13 protein-coding genes and 5 pseudogenes are annotated in these 17,537 nt (G+C 37.3%); 11 read left to right on the top strand and 7 right to left on the bottom strand.

Annotated features, from left to right (window positions below; all coding sequences use genetic code 11):
* Positions 1-76: 76 nt before the first annotated feature.
* Both NSU05_RS10125 and NSU05_RS10120 read right to left on the bottom strand, forming a co-directional pair.
* The gene (locus tag NSU05_RS10125; RefSeq protein WP_038429107.1) at positions 77-1,045 is read right to left on the bottom strand and encodes an ROK family protein; all 969 of its coding nucleotides are present in this window, start codon (positions 1,043-1,045) and stop codon (positions 77-79) included.
* Positions 1,046-1,059: 14 nt separating this feature from the next.
* Complete coding sequence (locus NSU05_RS10120) at positions 1,060-3,300, bottom strand: alpha-galactosidase (protein ID WP_038429105.1); 2,241 nt, start codon at positions 3,298-3,300, stop codon at positions 1,060-1,062.
* A gap of 536 nt (positions 3,301-3,836) precedes the next feature.
* Between NSU05_RS10120 and NSU05_RS10115 the strand changes: the two genes are divergently transcribed.
* From NSU05_RS10115 to NSU05_RS10090, 6 genes are all read left to right on the top strand, one after another.
* Positions 3,837-4,721 carry a sugar ABC transporter permease gene (locus NSU05_RS10115; protein ID WP_038429104.1) on the top strand — a complete coding sequence of 295 codons (885 nt, stop codon included), beginning with the start codon at positions 3,837-3,839 and terminating at the stop codon, positions 4,719-4,721.
* Between the two features lie 19 nt (positions 4,722-4,740).
* Positions 4,741-5,622, top strand: coding sequence for a carbohydrate ABC transporter permease (locus tag NSU05_RS10110; RefSeq protein WP_326145659.1), 882 nt, complete (start codon positions 4,741-4,743; stop codon positions 5,620-5,622).
* A gap of 92 nt (positions 5,623-5,714) precedes the next feature.
* Positions 5,715-6,983: a sugar ABC transporter substrate-binding protein gene (locus NSU05_RS10105; RefSeq protein ID WP_038429103.1), complete on the top strand. Its 1,269-nt coding sequence runs from the start codon at positions 5,715-5,717 to the stop codon at positions 6,981-6,983.
* A gap of 53 nt (positions 6,984-7,036) precedes the next feature.
* Positions 7,037-7,654, top strand: a complete 618-nt coding sequence (locus NSU05_RS10100; protein ID WP_038429101.1) for a hypothetical protein — start codon at positions 7,037-7,039, stop codon at positions 7,652-7,654.
* Between the two features lie 244 nt (positions 7,655-7,898).
* A complete protein-coding gene (locus NSU05_RS10095) occupies positions 7,899-9,263 on the top strand; it encodes a glycoside hydrolase family 1 protein (protein ID WP_015251931.1) in 1,365 nt (454 codons plus the stop codon).
* A gap of 262 nt (positions 9,264-9,525) precedes the next feature.
* Entirely contained in the window at positions 9,526-10,545 is a 1,020-nt protein-coding gene (locus NSU05_RS10090; protein WP_015251932.1) for a substrate-binding domain-containing protein, read from the top strand.
* Positions 10,546-10,838: 293 nt separating this feature from the next.
* Here NSU05_RS10090 and NSU05_RS10085 read toward each other — a convergent pair whose 3' ends face one another.
* On the bottom strand, positions 10,839-12,902 hold the full coding sequence (locus NSU05_RS10085) for a glycosyl hydrolase (protein WP_052124603.1): 2,064 nt from the start codon (positions 12,900-12,902) through the stop codon (positions 10,839-10,841).
* Positions 12,903-13,438: 536 nt separating this feature from the next.
* Between NSU05_RS10085 and NSU05_RS10080 the strand changes: the two are divergent.
* A pseudogene (locus NSU05_RS10080) lies at positions 13,439-13,798 on the top strand (UV damage repair protein UvrX); the annotation flags it as partial.
* Positions 13,794-14,042, top strand: a pseudogene (locus NSU05_RS10075) (YolD-like family protein); the annotation flags it as partial. The pseudogenes NSU05_RS10080 and NSU05_RS10075, both read left to right, overlap by 5 nt.
* Here NSU05_RS10075 and NSU05_RS10070 read toward each other — a convergent pair.
* The 3 genes and pseudogenes from NSU05_RS10070 to NSU05_RS10060 form a co-directional block, all read right to left on the bottom strand.
* A pseudogene (locus NSU05_RS10070) lies at positions 13,970-14,234 on the bottom strand (SOS response-associated peptidase family protein); the annotation flags it as partial. The pseudogenes NSU05_RS10075 and NSU05_RS10070 overlap by 73 nt on opposite strands.
* Before the next feature lie 221 nt (positions 14,235-14,455).
* Positions 14,456-14,821, bottom strand: a complete 366-nt coding sequence (locus NSU05_RS10065; protein ID WP_038429099.1) for a hypothetical protein — start codon at positions 14,819-14,821, stop codon at positions 14,456-14,458.
* A gap of 29 nt (positions 14,822-14,850) precedes the next feature.
* Positions 14,851-14,982 (bottom strand): annotated as a pseudogene (locus tag NSU05_RS10060) (SAR2788 family putative toxin); the annotation flags it as partial.
* Between the two features lie 45 nt (positions 14,983-15,027).
* Between NSU05_RS10060 and NSU05_RS10055 the strand changes: the two are divergent.
* Positions 15,028-15,380, top strand: a pseudogene (locus tag NSU05_RS10055) (hypothetical protein).
* Between the two features lie 39 nt (positions 15,381-15,419).
* Here NSU05_RS10055 and NSU05_RS10050 read toward each other — a convergent pair.
* Positions 15,420-15,758 (bottom strand): helix-turn-helix transcriptional regulator, encoded by a 339-nt coding sequence (locus NSU05_RS10050; RefSeq protein WP_015251936.1) that lies wholly within the window; start codon positions 15,756-15,758, stop codon positions 15,420-15,422.
* Between the two features lie 170 nt (positions 15,759-15,928).
* Here NSU05_RS10050 and NSU05_RS10045 point away from each other — a divergent pair, with 170 nt between their 5' ends.
* Together NSU05_RS10045 and xynA are read left to right on the top strand one after the other, a co-directional pair.
* A complete protein-coding gene (locus NSU05_RS10045) occupies positions 15,929-16,168 on the top strand; it encodes a TM2 domain-containing protein (protein ID WP_003231362.1) in 240 nt (79 codons plus the stop codon).
* Between the two features lie 627 nt (positions 16,169-16,795).
* Positions 16,796-17,437 (top strand): endo-1,4-beta-xylanase XynA, encoded by a 642-nt coding sequence (xynA, locus tag NSU05_RS10040; RefSeq protein ID WP_015251938.1) that lies wholly within the window; start codon positions 16,796-16,798, stop codon positions 17,435-17,437.
* Positions 17,438-17,537: the final 100 nt, after the last annotated feature.

Below are 17,537 nucleotides of genomic sequence, written 5' to 3'. Positions count from 1 at the left end.
AAAGAATAGTTTTTATCCCAATTGTCTTGGGGACAGCCATTGGCTTGTAACTAATTTCGTAAAAGAAGCTCTGCATTTATGCAGGACTTCTGTCGTAAGTTTCATGGTCAGTATCAGGCATTGTTCTTTTCCAGTCTATATCTCGACACTGAAAGTAATGGAATAAAGCACCGAGAAGATTAGCATCATTTCCAAATTTGCATGCTTCTATTATTGGACGTACTTTTGCACCCTGCAATGAATTCATTATGATATCAATTTTTTTATTTATTTGTTTGATAAGATTTTCATTGCTGCTGACTGCGCCGCCAATAATAATTTTCTCCGGATCATAAACATACTGGAGGTTGAAAATACCCTTAGCTAAAGATAAATGAAAATCATCGATGGCTTTCATGCACTCCCGATCACCTGCTTCAGCTGCTGCAAATACTTGTTTTCCATCTAAATTCGATACATCGATTCCTTTAATTTCTGCAACCCGACGAACGAGAGCACCTATTGCAGCTAATTCACTCCATGTCCGGAAAGAAATATTGTTTATATCATCAACAGTATCCAAGATCATATTGCCGAATTCTCCGCTGTGCAAGTTAGCTCCTTTATGAACTTTTCGGTCTATTACAACTGCACCGCCGATTCCAGAACCGATTACTACAAATAAAACATCATTGTTACCTACAGCTGTACCTTTCCAAACCTCACATAAAGCCGCACAGTTTGCATCATTTTCGATTTCAACTGGCAAACCGCTTTTGTTTTGAATTATTTCTTTTATATTAGGGCCGTGTATACAAGGAAGGGCACTGGTTCCCCCTATAATGCCGGTGTCGCTATTAACTCCCCCAGGACTGCTGAGAGCAATCCCGGAAATCTGGTACTTATCTTGATTTTTTCTCGTTACTTGTAACAATTCAGAGATGAACTTTTCAAAATCAAGGGGTGAAGAAGGAAATGAACCCCTGGTAAGAAAATCACCATTTTCATTAATAACAGCATATTTAATCGCACTGCCGCCTATATCAAAAACCATGTAATTATTCATAGGTATCCCCCTTTTTACAACGCAGTTTCTACTTCCTTCAGTACAAATATCTCGGAAGAGAAGTCACCTGGCAACTCCCTTTGCCAATATTCATAAGCGCGGTCTGTGTAGTCCTCAGCTAAAATAATTCCTATATTCATTAATTCATCACCGTAATGATTGCTGCCCCGCTCTTTAATATGATAAAGTTTCTCAGGGTTTAGGCCTTTTAATTTAATACGGTAGTATTTATCGTTTGGTTTTGCGAGGATCTTATAATATCCCACGATTGCTTCTCTTTGATCTTCTGATACAATCATCCAAGACACTTCGTTGGATTCAAAAGGGTTTTGCAGCCGGTAAAACTGTCCGTTACGAATTAGATTGCGTTTTTCTTTAAAGAAGGAAACCTGTTCTTTCACTTTTCTTTTTTCTTCATCATTTAGTTTTGTTACATCAAGTTCGTAGCCAAATGTGCCGAAATAGGCAACATTTGCCCGAGATTCAATCGGTGTGGTCCTGCCGACCTGATGGTTCGGAACAGCCGAAACGTGGCTTCCTATAGAATTTAGTGGATAAACCATAGAAGTCCCATATTGAATTTTTAATCGTTCAACTGCATCTGTGTCATCACTGGCCCAAGCTTGGGGAGCATAATATAGCATCCCCGGATCAAAACGAGCTCCTCCTCCTGCACAAGATTCAAACAAAATTTGTGGATGTTTTTGGATTAAACGCTCGTAAAGACTATAGACTCCTAGAATATACCGATGATAAACCTCCCCTTGTTGATCTGCAGCCAAGCTCATTGAATAAGCTTCTGTAATATACCGGTTCATATCCCATTTGATGTAGCTTATTTTTGTACCCGTGATAATCTCATCCATGAGCGAGAAGATATGATCGACCACTTCTTCTCTTGTAAAATCCAAAATAAACTGGTTGCGGCCATGTGAAGGCGAGCGGCCAGGAGTGGCGATAATCCAATTCGGATGTTCATTTAATAGCTTTGTACCTTTGCATACCATCTCTGGCTCAAACCACAAGCCGAATTTTAACCCTAATACATCTATTTTTTCAGATAAGCCTTTAATGCCAGTTGGCAATTTTTCTTTGTTTGTGAACCAGTCCCCAAGTGAACTTGTATCATCATGTCTTTCTCCAAACCAGCCATCATCCAAAACGAATAGCTCAATTCCTAAGTCCTTGGCCGCCTTGGCAATTGTTAAGATTTTTTCTTCATTGAAATTAAAATACGTGGCTTCCCAGTTGTTAATTAAGATAGGGCGGTCTTTATCACGCCAATTTCCCCTAACCAACCTTGTACGGTAAAGCTCATGAAATGTTTGACTCATTCCGTTTAATCCTTGGTCAGAAAACACCATAACACATTCAGGGGTTTGGAAGGATTCTTTTGAATTTAATTTCCACTTAAAACAGAAAGGGTTAATTCCCATCATTACCCGGGTTACACTATATGCGTCTACTTCAACCTGGGCTAAAAAGTTACCGCTGTATACCAGGCTGAATCCATATACATCACCGGTGTGTTCAGTGGTATCCGGCCGCTTCAAAGCAAGAAAAGGATTGTGGACATGGCTGCTGGCACCTCTCGTGCTATAGACAGATTGGATTCCTTTTGATATTTTTTGCACTTCCATGTGAGCTTCACGGGCCCAAGCTCCTGCTAGATGAACCATTTCATAGTTGTCGTCTGGGAAATCAACATTCATGCTCATAGCATTATTAAGATAAAATGCTTCCTCACCGGTATTGATAAATCTAGAATTTCGGCAAATAACACTTCTATCCGCATAAATAGAATAACTTAAAATTAATTTGCTCTTTAAAGTATGATCCACTAATGTGATTTCGATGGTCCCCGCTTCACTCTCATTTTCTACATAAGTCGCAGGCAATTGATTGAGTAGGGGCTTTCCTTGAATAATTTCATAGCTTTCAAACTGAAAATTTGTAACATGGCTGCCTGCATCATTTGTTATCATATGGGCGGGATATCGATAGTCTGTAGTTCCAAAACTTGGGTATTCTTGTTTTATGTGTTCTAATGATGAAGTGTGATCGCCTTCAAACATATTGCAAGAAGGTCTTATTTCGCGCTCAATAAGATGCTTAAATGACTCCCGGTGTTTTATTTTTTTTCCATAATACAGGTGCTCTAGTTGCTTGCTTTTTTCTAACACCCTAAAAATATAACTAATATTTCGGTTGAAAAGATGAAATTCTTTCGTTTCCTCATTGACCTTAATCGGCATTACTATTCACCACTCCTTACTAATAATGAACCCTTATTTTAGAAAGCACTTACAAAATAATAGAGAAAATAAAAAGAAAGTTGCAAGCGACTTAAATTATAACAAAAATTATCAAAATAAACTATTTATTTTTCGACAATATAAACTTAAATTAAAACTAAACCATTACTTAATAAACGAACTCATCACAAATCATGTGTCTAATCTTAGTTATTTCTTGATAGTTAGGAACAAATTAGAATTAAATCAAGATTTGTAAGCGTTTTCTGTTTTATTTTTGAAAATTTCAAAAAAGTATAGACATTTAATTCTGGTGAATATATAATTATTTTATTAAGTTAGCGATTAATGATTGTTTAAGTTAAGTTAATAATTAAGTTAACTGATTAGTGATTTAATTTTTTTAAAAGGGAGTGAAAAACAAAGAATTTTTTGAAAACTGATCTAAAGGGTTTGAAGGTTTTCGAGAATTCCCAGGATATTTGATAAAGTCATGTGGAGTTCCTTATTAAAAATTAGATAAGGCGGGGTGGAAAATGCATAAATCGAAAACATTTTTGTTCTACATGTTCATCTTACCTTGGTTGATTGGGTTCTTTGTTTTTACAGCGGGGCCCATGGTGTATTCGTTATATATGTCCTTTACTGACTATTCGGGTCTTGGATCAGCAAATTGGGTAGGATTTGAAAATTATCAAAAGATATTTACAGAAGATCCTTTGTTTTGGCAATCATTATGGAATACACTTTTTTATACCGTTTTTGCAGTACCGCTTGGATTGATAGTTGGTTATCTGTTAGCGGTCCTTTTAAACGCAAAAGTAAAGTTTATGGGGTTTTTTAGAACTGTATTCTATTTACCGTCTCTTGTTCCCACTGTTGCCAGCTCTTTATTATGGATCTTGATTTTTCAGCCGGATTTTGGCATTGCGAATGCGATCCTTTCATTTTTTCATCTGCCAACCTCGAATTGGTTGCTGAGTGAGGCAATGGTTAAACCTTCTTTAATAATTATGAGTCTATGGGGAGCAGGTGGAGGAATGGTTATCTACCTGGCCGGCCTTCAAAATGTGCCTGCCTCTCTCTATGAAGCTGCTGAGCTTGATGGAGCAGGGAAGTTATCGAAGTTTTGGAATATAACAATACCTATGACATCAAACGTTATTTTTTTTAATTTAATCATGGGACTCATCGGCGCTTTTCAAATTTTTACACAAGCGTATGTTGTAAGCAGTGGAAACGGTGGACCAAATTATAAATCTCTATTTTATGTTTTCTACTTGTATCAAGATGCATTCAAGTTTTTTAAGATGGGGTATGCATCCGCTCTTGCTTGGATTCTATTTCTCATCATTTTAGTTTTCACACTGATTCAATTTAAGGTATTTGGAAAAAAAGTCTACTATGAATATGACGAATAAGTGAGGGAGGGAAAGTGGAGTGGAAATCGCAAAAGTAAAAACCAAAGCAGTGAGGATAAAAAAAGAGAGCAGCATAAAAAAAGGTAAACTTTTTGAAAGAATTCTGACATACGGACTTCTTGCCAGTTTATCTATCGTTTTCATCTTTCCATTTTTATGGTTGGTTGGGACATCACTAAAGCCTGAAAATGAAGCCATTTCTTTTCCACCTAGTTTGCTGCCGAAGGTATGGGATTTTGCGAATTATATAGACGTATTCACTATCGTGGACTTTGGTCAATATTATTTAAACTCCATCATTGTTACTGTAGCAACGGTAATTGGGACGGTTTTATCCTCGACATTGGTAGCTTACGGTTTTGCACGAATAAAGGGAAAAGGACGGGATGTTTGGTTTATCTTGTTGTTGGCAACTATGATGCTCCCTCCGCAAGTCACCATGATTCCTGTATACATGATTTTTGCGAAACTTGGTTGGACAAATACTTTTTTGCCGCTAATTGTTCCTGCTTTTTTTGGTAACGCTTACTTTATTTTCTTGCTTCGACAGTTTTTTAAAACCATCCCAAAAGAGCTTGAAGAATCAGCTTATTTGGATGGGTGCAGCACTCTGGGAATCTTCTGGCGGATTGTCCTTCCGTTATCCACTCCGGCAGTCATTACTGTTGCCTTGCTGAGCTTCATGTGGACTTGGAACGATTTCTTGGGACCGTTAATTTATCTCAATGACGATTCTAAATTCACGCTAGCTTTAGGGATTCTCCAATTCAAGGGTGCATTATTGATAGAATGGGGACCAATGATGGCAGCAAGTGTGCTTATTATTCTGCCTTTGATAATCATGTTTTTTGTTGGGCAGAAGTATTTCATAGAAGGTATCGCTACTACTGGTGGAAAGTAATAGCTAGGTTTGATTAGTAAGGGACACGCTAGATAATGACCTTTTTTGGAACCTTATCTATATTTTACTAAATAAATAGGGGGAGTAATTCGATGTTTAAGAAGAAAGGATTAGGTGTTTTCCTTTTAACCCTTGTGCTGGCTTTATCAGCCTTTTTGTCGGGATGTTCTGGATCTGATACGTCAAGTGGGGACTCAAAGAATGGTGTGACGCTCCGTATATTAGTTTGGAATAACAATCCAGAAGGTACAAAACTGGAAAATGAAATCTTTAAAGCATTTGAGAAAGAAAATCCTGGTGTCAATGTTGAAATGGTTTATGCTCCATACGATAAGTTTAACGACAAGTTCCTAACAATGTCTGCCGGCGGTGACCAGCCAGACTTAGTTTGGATCCAACCATCTGCCTTTGGACAGTTAGTATCTAAAAATGTATTGATGGATCTATCTGATAAAGAGATCAATAAAGATGAATACTTGCCTAACATTCTTGAAATGGGTAAGGTTGATGGCAAGCAATACGCGCTGATTCGTGATGCAGCGACATTCCAGATGGGCTATAACAAAGATATGTTTGATGAAGCAGGAGTGCCATATCCTTCAGATGATTGGACTTGGGATGACTTCCTTAATGCAGCGAAGAAATTAACAAAAGTTGAAGGTGGAAAAACAGTACAGTTTGGAATTGAAAACTACTATACTGGGGAAATTTTGGTTCAAAACGGGGGATCATACATAAGTCAAGATGGCAAGACAGTGACAGTGGACTCGCCGGAAACAATTGAAGCAATCCAGTTTGGATCCGATCTTATCAACAAATATAAAGTTCAACCAACTTCAGCTCAAGCACAGGGCATGTCTAATTTGTTCCTAACTGGAAAAGCGGGCATGAAATTAATGGGCCCATGGGACTGGGCAGATACAGAGAAAAACGTTTCCTTTGAGTGGGATGTGGCACCAATGCCAGCAGGAAAAGCCGGCAATGTATCTGCAGCTTCTTATCTGCCAATCGGTATTGGAAAAGGGACAAAACATCCTGAAGAAGCATTTGAGTTGCTGAAGTTCCTATCAACCGGTAAAGGGCAGGATATCCAGATTGATACAATTAACGCAATTCCAGTGGTAAAGCGTCATGCAGATAAAATCACTACTATGAAAAACGCGCCGGAGAATGCAGCTTCATTAGGAACGCTTCTTCAAGAAGGCAAAACTGTTATGAATGCACCGTATACACCTGATTATGCCGAGATTGCAAATAAAATCCAGCCGGTCATTGACAATATTAATTTGAAGGATCTCGATGCGGAAAAAGAATTGAAAAAAATTGCGGATCAGATTCGCAAAGAATATAACCTGAAATAATAACGAAAAGGTACTTGTTAAATCAAGTACCTTATTTCAAGAAGGTGAAACGGATGAATAAAAGTACGTATTTAGACAGCAAGGTTTTCTGGATAATGGATTTGGTCTTTAGCCTGGCTAAAACGAGTGTATTCTTTTGGGTAGCGTTGATAAAAGAGTTCTTTATATTTGGTCTTGTTGCTTCTTTCTGCACATTGGTTGAAATGATGGATGAAGTTCTTTTGGGGAACGGGGTTTCTATTAGGGAAGGACTTCGAGAGAGAAGCCAAAAATACAAAGGTTATAAAAAAATTTCATTGTTTCCTTTTTGTTTTTTTATTTATACAGGGCTGTTTATCATATTTCCATTACCTGAATCCGTACCGGCAGATATAGGAGTTTTTACAAAGTTTGCGTTTGTTTATTTGTATTTATTGGGAGTGGTGCTATTCACATATGTATCGTGGAACTTGGTTAAGTTGAATTTAAGTGTAAAGAAAGCTTTATTTTATGGTTTTTATTTAATGTTTAAAAGGTTTGTACGATCTATTTTATTATTTGCTGTATTTTTAGTCATAGTTTTATTAAGTCAGATGAATTTAATTTTTCTTATATTCATTGCTCCTTCTCTCTATGTTATGTGTGGGACTATGATATTGAGAAAAATCTACAAAAGTGAAGTTTTGAACTAAGAATACTAGCCTGCTTCCGCTTTTTATGTTCCTGCTCTATAGTGGTGCGTAATAGATGTGTTTGTGCGGAAGACTCAGCAAAAGCAGTAAAACTATTCTGGAGAGAACTCTACCAGAATGGCGGAGAGCGATAATTATAAGGTAATACAACATAAGATTTCTTTTTTCGCTTAAACATACGCCTTGAAAGAATGTTCTTGAGGTAAGCCTGCAATGTTATTTCACAATTAAGGAGTGCAAAGAAATGAATAATAAGAATATTATCCCCGAGGGTTTTTTCTGGGGAGGAGCGGTAACATCTTTTCAAACTGAAGGTGCTTGGAATGAGGGGGGGAAGGGCCCGTCTATAGTAGATGCAAGGCCGGTAAAGAATAATCATTCAAATTGGAAGGTAGCAGTGGATTTTTATCATCGCTATAAAGAGGATATTGCGCTTTTTAAAGAAATGGGATTTAATGCCTACCGCACAAGCATTTCATGGTCAAGGGTTTTTCCAGATGGAGAAGGAGAACCTAATGAAGAAGGTTTAAAGTTTTATGATGAATTATTTGATGAGATGCTGACAAACGGAATCCAGCCTGTTATCACTCTTTATCATTTTGATTTACCTTTGGCGTTGGCAGAAAAATATAACGGTTTTGCTTCCAGAAAAGTCGTAGAGTTATTTGATAAATATGCAAGGACAGTATTTAAACGATTTGGAGGAAAAGTTAAATATTGGCTTACTTTTAATGAGCAAAATCTTGTTTTAACAAACCCGCAATATTGGGGAGTTACATTGGCTGATAATGAATCAGTTGAGGCTTTAAGATATCAGGTGTGCCACAATGCTTTTATTGCACATGCTAAGGCGGTAAAAGCTCTGCATGAGTTAGTGCCAAATGGACAAATGGCAGGAATGGTAACCTACCTAACAACGTATCCAGCGACCTGTGATCCAAAAGATGCTATAGCAAATATGAAAGCAAAAGAGTTATTGACAGACTTTTATTTTGATGTATTTGTGCACGGCGAGTATCCATCTTATGTTACCAGTCATCTTGAGCAGAACAACATAATGCCGGTGTTTGAAGAGGGAGATGCTGAATTACTTAAGGATAACACAGTTGATTACTTAAGCCTCAGCTATTATCAGAGTCAAACGGTTAAGCACCTGCCGGAAACGGATGGACACATTATTTCAGGTGTATGTCCGAATCCAAAACTAGATACCAATGAGTGGGGATGGGCAATTGATCCAATTGGCTTAAGAGTGGCTTTAAAAGATATGTATGCCCGTTATCGGCTGCCTATTTTCATAACAGAGAATGGGATTGGTGTAAGAGAAGAGCTGGACGAAAACCAAACAGTGGAAGATCAGTATCGTATTGATTATCTAAGGGAACATATTGAACAAATGAAACTGGCCATGAAAGAAGGTGTAGATGTTATCGGATACCTTTCGTGGGGATCAACGGATATTTTAAGCTCTCAAGGTGAGATGAAGAAGCGTTATGGCTTTGTTTTCGTAAACAGAGATGAAACAAATTTAAGAGATTTGAATAGATATAAGAAGAAAAGCTTCGATTGGTTTAAGGGAGTAATTTCTTCAAACGGGGTTAAGTTATAAACAAATAATAGTTTTGTGCTAGATTTAAAACGTTGATAATTAATGATTTGCCATACTCCGCCTATATCCATTGTTTATATTAAAAACAGTGAATATAGGCTTTAATTGTTCCGCTCATACTATTCGCTGCTGTTGTATTAAAATTTACGTACCAATCTGTGCACGCTCTCGGGGTGGATTTCAGTAAGCCTCATTGACAAAAGATTTTATTAGCCATAAAATTAAGTTATCGATTAACAATAATTCAGAGAGGAGCGAGGATTTGAAAACTAATATTACCATGCGAGATATTGCAGAAAAGCTTGGTGTAAGCAGCGTAACAGTATCGAAAGCTTTAAATGATAAAGAAGGAGTCAGTGCTGATCTCAAATTAAAAATCAAACAAGTAGCTGATGAAATGGGTTATCGCTACAACACATCAGCCCGTGCCATGAAAGACGGGCGTTCTTATAATATTGGTGTTACTATTCCAGAACGATTTACGGGCATGACGCAGTCATTTTATTTAAACATCTATCAGTCTCTGTCTAAATCGCTGGAGCAAAAAGGTTATTACGGCATCCTTCACATTTTAAGTTCAAATGATGAAAAAACTTTAGTGCCGCCACGTATTTACTCGGAACAAAAAGTAGATGGTCTGATTATATTGGGGCAGGTCAGTAAAGAATACATTGAGATGATGCAGTCCGTAAATATTCCAGTAGTATTTATGGATTTTTATGATGAGAAAACAGATATGGATGCGGTTATTACGGATAACTTTTATGGCGCCTACGATTTAACAAACTACTTGATCAGCAAAGGACACAAGGAAATCGGATACGTCGGTAATTTATACGCGACAAGCAGTATTCAAGACCGCTTTTTGGGTTATTATAAATCGCTCCTTGAACACAGGTTAGAAAGAAACGACAATTATATTTTAAATGACCGGAATGAAGAGGGGAAATTTGTAGATATTCAATTGCCAGACCAAATGCCAACTGCCTTTGTTTGTAACTGTGACCAGGTAGCACGCCTCTTGATTAATAAGCTCGTCTTACACGGATATCAGGTACCGGAAGATGTATCAGTAGTTGGTTTCGACAATGATGCTTATGCAACAATCGGGTTTCCTGAATTAACAACTGTAGCTGTCGATGTGGAAGAAATGGCACGTACCGCTGTTCAATTTATGTATGAAAAAGTAAACGATCCTTCTAAAAAATTTGGTCGGGTCCAAGTAAAGGGTCGTATCATTTACCGCGATTCTGTCAGTTCTCCAACTGCCTCTCCCCAATGAGTATAGACCTCTTGTCTATGCTTTTTTATATTCAAATTATTACAATCATAGTTTTAATAAAATTAGTAAGTTAATAAGCTTTGCACAAAGTAATTTTAATGTTTTCTAATCAAAGAGAAGCTATACGAAGTCGTTGTAGCGGAGAGCATTTGACACCTATTAAGTGAATCTGTTGGGCTTTTCCAACAGATTCACTATATATTCTGAATTATAAAGGAAAGATGTTAATTGAAACAGATCCGTTTTTCCATTCATAGGCCCGAATCAGAATAGTAGCCATTATATATATGTGCTCAGTGGCTGGCCGGTATATCGGTAAAGTCTGTTTTTCCAGAAGATGATACACGAATATTATCAAGGTAAATCGTGCCGTTAACAGGTTCTGATCCCGTAGCATTTACATAAATAGAAAACGCCCTTACACTTTTCAAGTGTTCAGCTGTTAATGTTTCTTTTTGCCGTTCGGCAGATTCCCATGGGGCCGGTTTAAATTCGGAAAATGGGATTGATACCTCGCTGGCTGTTTTAGAAGCAAGTGACGGATACGCCTCGAAGGCGATTCCTCCGGCATTGAGTTGAACAACCATTTTTTGATTTCCACCGTCTGCTTTCAGCCAGAAATCAATTGAATCTGCTTCAGCCCAGTCAACACTATCTAGAGATTTGGTCATGCCAGTATAACCTGCTCCAGCTAGTGAATAGTCATATTTTAATGCATAGGAACCTTCCGTTTTTACGATACTGGTTAACGATAGCTTTAAGGGATCACCTTGAGTAGCAAAGGCAGCCTGCAGCTGTTCATCATCGCCATAATATGTCTCAAATGTATCAACAACTGTTGGTGGCTGTTTTTCTGGCTCTTTTAAATACACCTTAATCGTTTGTTTTTGAGAGGTTCCATCAGCAAATTCGGCTGTTACATGAATAGTTGCTTTGTCACCTTTTAAAGCAGCAGACCCTTCATAATAATAACCATCACCTTTGACAAGAGGGTACTTCTTCGCTTTGTCATTCACGGTATAATAAATATCTTTGGGTTTACCCTGAATCACACTAACGCTGATTGGTGTAACTTTTTGGAGCGAAAGACCACGGTCAATTGGCGAAACAATATGCATAAACGGCTTTTCTGCAACTGTTTCCGGTACTGCTCCTCCGTATATATTCCCAACATCTTTCGAGAAAGCAGAATAGGGGTCTTTATAAAAATTGATAAAGTCAGGAAGTAACTCGTGATCTCCGAGCCCATTTGGTGCATTTTTGTATGGAACAAACAAGTTGCCATTAAGCCCGAAGTTAGCCCAGGTTTGCATATAAGAAATTTTTCTTGCATAGGGATCTGCTTTGATGGCATCAAGCACTCTCGTGAACCATTGTGTGTCAAGGTTTCCGGTTGTTTTTAATCCAAGTCCATATTCAGTTAAAGCAGCTATTTTCCCTTTCGAGTCTGCTAATTTTGAGAGCATGCCAAGATCTACTACGAGAGTATTTAAAAACCCTTCAGACCCCGGATTGTTTGGATTATCATACTGATCAAATCCTAAAACATCAACATAATCATCTCCAGGATAGGTTTTTAGGTATTTCTCTTCATCTCCGTCAAAAGATGCACCTGGTGAAAAAGCGTATAAAAAGTTATCGACGCCTTTTACATCACGCAAGTATTCTACAGTATATCGGTAAAGTTCTTTGTATTCTGCAGCCGAAGTGGTTTGAGCTCCCCACCAGAACCAGCCGCCGGTTTGCTCGTGGAACGGGCGGAAAATCACAGGAATATCTTTGCCTTCGTTGTCTTTCAAATCATTTGCAAAAGCAGCAATGTTGTCAAGCCATTCATTGAATCTAGCATTATAGCTTCCGCCCGGCAGGATATTTTTGACTACACGGCCGCTTGTGTCATAAAAGTCGCCGCCGGTTACAAAGTTATGCGGATGAGTACTAAGCGTTAAGATGCCACCAAGTTCATGTGCGGTTTTCATCGATTTGATCAGATTGGCTCGATTTTCGGCGGCAGATTGTTCACGTGATCCCGGCTTTTCATAGCCATCAAGGCTGAGCGTATCCCAGCCAAAGAGGGCGGGATAGTCACCGGCCGAGTTTTTCACTTCAGATTCGGTAGAACCTGTCCGCAGACCGGGTCCGGTAACGGTAATTCCCTCATCCGTTGCGTGCTGCTGGCCGAACAAAACTTTTTCGCCGCTAATACTTTGCAAGTAAGAAAACAGCTGTTTTGTCGACGTTGATGCTTCAGCATCTACAAGATTAATAATCTGCTCCTGGGCTTGTGCGGAAGGCATAAGAAGAGAAGAAGATAAAACGAAAGCACCCGTAAAAGAAATCCATCCTTTTTTCAGCAAACCAGTTCCTCCTTTTAATCATTTAATGTTGAAAGCGCTTCAATTTTATATTGTATATTTAGTTGCTTAATAAATAAAGTAAAAAAATTAATTTTTAAGGTTTTCGATAAATTAAAAAAGTGTGTTTTCTGTAAATAAACTAAATTTCTTGTTTGAACAGAAGGCCGGTTGTAAAAATTCTACACACAGAATGTCGCGAGCAAGAGTGTCCTTGGCTGTTTAATGAGATAAAGCACGTTTATGAAAATATGATCAGTGTAGCAAAGATAAGCATTTCTTTCCCGAGCTTTTAGATAGGCCTTTTTTAAAAAAAGACAAATTGACGAAAAGTATCCTTTTGATTATTAAAAAATAAAAGTATGTAGGAACTTTCTCATTTATTAACATGTTTTTTGTGAATGTTAGATAAAACTCATCTTTAAGTTCCTTGGCAGTCTTGATTGCAGTAAGAAAGTATTCCTCTGATTCTTCAAACTTCCCTAAATGCATATAATTCGTGAACAGATTCAGGCCATTCACTGCATCTAACAGCTTTCAGCATATGGAGAGAATTTGGTTTGATGTGCACAGTAGGCATTGGAGATAATATGTTGCTGAGTAAGCTTGCGCTTGACCTGGAAAGTAAGAAAACAAAGAGTGGCATTGCACGTTGGAGATAAGAGGATGTGCCAAATAAACTCTGGAAGTTTCACCCGTTGTCTAAAATGTGGGGGATAGGAGGGAGGATGGAAAGAAACCTAAATCGGATGGCAATATCGACTGTAGATCAGTTAGCCAAATTTCCTTTAGAGCTGCTTGAAAAGAAGTTCGGAATAATGGGAAACCAGTTGTATTATCATGCTCATGGAATCGATTTATCAGAAATAGGAGCTCCTTTGATGCAAGGGCAGATTAGTTGTCTCTGAGGTACTTGAATTTAATAAAGAGTTGAAATTCAAACTCTTTAACAATGGATTCGTTGAAAATGTCACCGGCAGAGTCCATTACATTAATTTTGAACAACACAGGCTTCATGTAAAAGACCAGAATGACAATACAATGTCTTTGGATCAAGGCGTTTCCATTCGTTTACTTACGAGCGGCTTTCGAAAGCTGGGTTTCTCGGACAATGTTTCAGCGCGGGTATTAATCATTTTATAGCCGATCTTTTCATCTTTAGCCCATGGAGGGATAATACCGGTTATTGGATCCATCGTTGATAATTGTCAGGATGTTTTGTGAAGGAGCGACATTATAGCTAGGGTGATATTCACCTTCAGGTAAGAATTGATCTATGTTGAATTGCTCAATGATGTCATCAAACTCAGAAAATAAAGTGAACTTGCCACACATGTTCATCATCCTTTAGGGTTTTTGAATATTGTACAGGCTTGATACACAAAAATCAAAAAGGAGGAATGTGATGCAGCAGCAAACAGTTGAGGGTTAAGGAAGTTGAATGGAGAAAGAAAAGGTCAGTGATATTTATACAATACATTAAATAGTTTTTCTATAAATAGTTCTGATAGACTGTACAATAATAAGAACGCCCCCATATGGGGGCTTGGATCTGCTTAATAACCATTAAATCCCTTGATTTCAAAGTTTTCTGTATCGAGATTTAGGCTATTCAATTGGTTTAACAACACCTCAAATTTTAAGCAGTCACCGTTTCTAAATTCATCTGGAATATATTTAGGATTTGCAATTTTCATGCCATTCTCAATCCACTGTTTTCGGTATAACTGAATTGCAGCTTCAATTAAGTAATCTGGCGTTACAATAAAACCTAAGCTTACGTCATGATCTTCACTGTAGCCGTATTCAAAATCACAACAAGGGCAGATATCAAATGTTTTTTGATACTCACCATCATTGTTTAATGGGTTTTGAATTAATCCTTTATATCCGCAAATTAAACATGTATATAATTTTGGCATAGCAATCCCTCTTTATATATTTATAGTTCCTATTGATTTTTATAATAATTATAACCAGCCTTTTTATTTGGATGTTTTGGCTTAAAGTAAGTTATTATAGTGTCCTTATTACCTGAGCGTTCCACAGATAAAAATTCATTTGTCTTTTTATTATACTTATACAAAGGGATTGAGACAGTTGCAAGGAATGGTGAACCGTACACAGTTTGAACGATTTGCTGTTTGCTGCAGGCAATTTACATATTGGTCTGGGGTATGATTATTTAAAGTGCGTTGCCTTACTAATCAATGTCAAAAGATTTTTTAGTGTAACAGAGTCATATGGAAATATTTCTGATAAATTAGCTGTTTGCTGCTATGAAGGGTGTGTAATTTGATCAGTTTGAGGAAGCTTACAAAGCTTATAAAGAAACAGTTACAATAAATCAAAATAGCTTAATTGGACTATTTAAGTGCTTTAATTACTCTGATAAAAGCAGGTGAGAAGCCACAAAAAGCTGGTGAAAGTTTAGCTATCATCATGAATAAACTTATTGAAATGAGTTGGAAAATTCAATGATATAATTGTTTTATGCAAAAGCCCTTATGCGGGCTCTTTTTAATTGTTGTTTGCAGTAACCAACTTCAAAATTTTCCGTATAGGATCTAATATCTCAGGGGTAAGTTTATATCCATCCCAGTGAATATCTGGTTTTTCTAAAAACTCTTTTAGATTTTTTCTTTCCACTTTAGGATCAGGATCATCTGTTAATCCAAGTATGTAATCAACTGAAACATCATATAGTCTAGCTAAAATAACCAACTTGTCCAAAGGTGGTTTTTTGCTTTCAGCTTCATACCCGCCGTAACTTGATTTTGCAATTCCAATTTTCTCAGCTAACTGTTCCATTGTTAATTTGTGTGCCTTTCGTAATTGACGTAATCTTTGGCCATACATTTTGAATAAACGCCTCCCAAAACCATCTAGTTCAATTATATGAGCTTTCATTTCTCAATAAAATAAAAAATCTCAAAAGAATTTCAAAATTTTCACGATTTCTGGCGGAAAATGCATTATAATGTGAAAGCATTACTTTAAAAATGGTAGCAATGAACTAGGAGGAAGTCATGGTAAGCAAGAAGAACAAAATTGTAGCGGCATTATTAGCATTTTTCTTCGGGGGTCTGGGAATACATAAGTTTTATTTGGGAAGAGTAGGACAAGGTATTCTATATATTTTGTTTTGCTGGACTGGTATCCCCTCTATTATCGCATTTATTGAATTCATTATTTTTCTTTGTGGTAGCGAAGAAGGGTTTGATCAAAAGTACAATTTTTATTACTTTCAGCAGCAATCTAAAGCTTAATTTTAAAGAGGGATATACAGTCCCTCTTTAAATAAAATAAGTATTTTAAAGAAATTTATTTTGAATTGGAGGCTCGGTTACATTCCACAGTTACCACGATTGTCAATTCTTATTTTTCTTTTTCAGAGTCCTTTCAAATAACAATCTTGCAACTTCTTTGTAAAACTGATCTAAGCTATCATCCTCAAATTTTTGGTCAATAATTCTAATTGAGCAGTTCTTTCTTAGTATAACCTTAATTGTTTTCTTCTTCAGTTCTTCATATTCTTCATAGATTTGCTTCCCTTCATTAGACAAGCGGCAGCACAATAATTTCACAATCTCTACTGTATATCTCCTTTATAGAAATGGTTCAATGGGAATTCATTGCAGATATTACTCCATCTGAATTAGAAACAAGAATTGTGATCCTACGAAAAAAGGATCAGGATATGGTGGAAGAAGACCACTTATAATGTGTTTCTAGGTATTTGTAATTAAATTACAAATACTTTTAATATTTGCTCATGAATTCGTGGTATTATACTGAAGGGGACGATCAAAAGCTTTGGCATTAGTAATTAAGAATGTTTTAAATGTATACGAGTGCTACCTCAAAGTCGGAAAAAATATTATAGGAGGTAACATATGTTTAAGTTTAAAAAGAATTTCTTAGTTGGATTATCGGCAGCTTTAATGAGTATTAGCTTGTTTTCGGCAACCGCCTCTGCAGCTAGCACAGACTACTGGCAAAATTGGACTGATGGGGGCGGTATAGTAAACGCTGTTAATGGGTCTGGCGGGAATTACAGTGTTAATTGGTCTAATACCGGAAATTTTGTTGTTGGTAAAGGTTGGACTACAGGTTCGCCATTTAGGACGATAAACTATAATGCCGGAGTTTGGGCACCGAATGGCAATGGATATTTAACTTTATATGGTTGGACGAGATCACCTCTCATAGAATATTATGTAGTGGATTCATGGGGTACTTATAGACCTACTGGAACGTATAAAGGTACTGTAAAAAGTGATGGGGGTACATATGACATATATACAACTACACGTTATAACGCACCTTCCATTGATGGCGATCGCACTACTTTTACGCAGTACTGGAGTGTTCGTCAGACGAAGAGACCAACTGGAAGCAACGCTACAATCACTTTCAGCAATCATGTGAACGCATGGAAGAGCCATGGAATGAATCTGGGCAGTAATTGGGCTTACCAAGTCATGGCGACAGAAGGATATCAAAGTAGTGGAAGTTCTAACGTAACAGTGTGGTAGCAGATCATCTTTAATCAGGGGTAGCTAACGGGCTGATGATCGTTCCTTGAGAAGTTTTATAATCAATGATTATTAAAATCGTTAGTAATGGTTAAAGGTT

The sequence above is a fragment of the Bacillus sp. EU52 genome (assembly GCF_037964975.1).
GTDB lineage: Bacteria > Bacillota > Bacilli > Bacillales > Bacillaceae > Bacillus > Bacillus subtilis.
Note: the sequence above shows the minus strand (reverse complement) of the source record. Positions and strands in the feature narration are given on the sequence as shown.

Bases quoted from the DNA above. Each gene is read 5' to 3' on its own strand.
- NSU05_RS10045 (WP_003231362.1), top strand. From the start codon at position 15,929: ATGGTAAGCAAGAAGAACAAAATTGTAGCGGCATTATTAGCATTTTTC.
- NSU05_RS10125 (WP_038429107.1), bottom strand. From the start codon at position 1,045: ATGAATAATTACATGGTTTTTGATATAGGCGGCAGTGCGATTAAATAT.
- NSU05_RS10095 (WP_015251931.1), top strand. From the start codon at position 7,899: ATGAATAATAAGAATATTATCCCCGAGGGTTTTTTCTGGGGAGGAGCG.
- xynA (WP_015251938.1), top strand. From the start codon at position 16,796: ATGTTTAAGTTTAAAAAGAATTTCTTAGTTGGATTATCGGCAGCTTTA.
- NSU05_RS10115 (WP_038429104.1), top strand. From the start codon at position 3,837: ATGCATAAATCGAAAACATTTTTGTTCTACATGTTCATCTTACCTTGG.
- NSU05_RS10065 (WP_038429099.1), bottom strand. From the start codon at position 14,821: ATGCCAAAATTATATACATGTTTAATTTGCGGATATAAAGGATTAATT.
- NSU05_RS10050 (WP_015251936.1), bottom strand. From the start codon at position 15,758: ATGTATGGCCAAAGATTACGTCAATTACGAAAGGCACACAAATTAACA.
- NSU05_RS10120 (WP_038429105.1), bottom strand. From the start codon at position 3,300: ATGCCGATTAAGGTCAATGAGGAAACGAAAGAATTTCATCTTTTCAAC.
- NSU05_RS10105 (WP_038429103.1), top strand. From the start codon at position 5,715: ATGTTTAAGAAGAAAGGATTAGGTGTTTTCCTTTTAACCCTTGTGCTG.
- NSU05_RS10100 (WP_038429101.1), top strand. From the start codon at position 7,037: ATGAATAAAAGTACGTATTTAGACAGCAAGGTTTTCTGGATAATGGAT.